This is a genomic window from Gordonia polyisoprenivorans NBRC 16320 = JCM 10675, from assembly GCF_000241325.1.
In the GTDB taxonomy this organism is placed as follows: Bacteria; Actinomycetota; Actinomycetes; order Mycobacteriales; family Mycobacteriaceae; genus Gordonia; species Gordonia polyisoprenivorans.
Genome location: NZ_BAEI01000014.1, coordinates 1 through 1,476 on the forward strand (window position 1 = coordinate 1; position 1,476 = coordinate 1,476).

The following is a 1,476-nucleotide window of genomic DNA, read 5'->3' on the forward strand; positions in this document are numbered from 1 at the left end:
CCGGCTCTTCCGATTTGACGGTGCGTAGAGCGGGTTCTATCGGCCACAAGATGTAGGTCCGATTTCGGGGGCTGGTGTCGCGGCGGTGGTGGGCGGGTCCTGGGTGTGAGGATGAAAGCTCTCACACACTCATCCGAACACCACAGGACCCATGTTGCAGCGTAGCGCTCTTGCCGACACCATCTGCCGTACCACCGACCTCGGTGTGACGATCACCGACGCCGCCATCGACGCCGAGGATCGGACGCACCTGTTCTGCGGACTGCGCGCCCCGAACAGCACGTGTCCGGGATGCGGCAGCGTGGGCCGGTTGCGTGACCACGTCGACCGTGAGGTGACCGATCTGCCGATCGTCGGGCATCCCACCGTGCTGCACCTGACCGTCCCACGGTACGTCTGCGGTAACAGTGATTGTGCGACAACGATTTTCCGTGCCAACATCAGTTCGATCGTGGCAACCCGTTCGGCGGTGACCCGCCGCACCACCACCTGGATTCTGCGGGCGATGATCTGCGACAAGATGAGCGTGACAGCTGTTGCGGCGGCGGTCGGGTTGAGTTGGGGCACCGTCAACACTCTCGCCGTGGAGGCGGTCAAGAAGCTTGCTGCGGCACCGGCGCATCTGGCCGGCGTCCGCGTATTGGGTGTGGATGAGCACAAGTGGAAACATGTTCGCGGGCATGGCGACTCGAGTTGGGTGACCGTGCTCGTCGACCTGACACCGATCGTCGACGGGACCGGCCCGGCGCGGCTGCTGGACATGGTCGCCGGCCGGTCGAAAGCCGCACTCAAAGACTGGCTCGGTGAGCGTGACCAATCGTTTCGGGAACGTATCCGGGTGGTCACGATGGACGGATTCAGCGGATACCGCACCGCCACCGAAGAGACTCTCGCGAAGGCTCGTCCGGTGATGGATCCATTCCATGTGGTGCAGTTGGCCGGTGACAAGCTCACCCTGTGTCGTCAACGCGTGCAACACGATACGTGTGGCCATCGTGGCCGCACTGGTGATCCTTTGTACGGTATCCGCCGCACCCTACTCACCCGAATCGCGTTGTTGACCGACAAGCAGAAAAGTCGGCTACGCACTGGTCTCGACGCTCATGAGGACCATCTGGCGGTTTCGGTGACCTACGCGGTCTACCAGGAACTGATCGCCGCCTACGACCACCACAACCGCCGACGCGGCAAGATCGCGATGTACAAGGTCCTCAAGAAAATCCGGAAAGGCCTACCCGCCGGGTTACCCGAGCTCGCCCAACTCGGCCGATCCCTGTGGACGCGACGCGCTGAGATTCTGGCGTACTTCGACACCGGCGCCTCCAACGGACCCGTCGAAGCCATCAACGGCCGCCTGGAACATCTCCGCGGTATCGCGCTCGGATTCCGCAACCTCAAGCACTACATCTTGCGGTCACTCATCCACTCCGGCCAACTCGCAAACACCCTGAACGCACTCTGAAATCGGAAGAGCCC

1 protein-coding gene is annotated in these 1,476 nt (G+C 62.6%); it reads left to right on the forward strand.

The annotated features are described in order from the left end of the window. Positions 1 to 151 precede the first annotated feature (151 nt). Positions 152 to 1,462, forward strand: coding sequence for an ISL3 family transposase (locus tag GOPIP_RS04900; protein WP_006368451.1), 1,311 nt, complete (start codon positions 152 to 154; stop codon positions 1,460 to 1,462). Positions 1,463 to 1,476 lie beyond the last annotated feature (14 nt).

What these genes read in the sequence shown, in the direction of transcription:
- GOPIP_RS04900 (WP_006368451.1), top strand. Translation starts at nt 152, where the DNA reads ATGTTGCAGCGTAGCGCTCTTGCCGACACCATCTGCCGTACCACCGAC.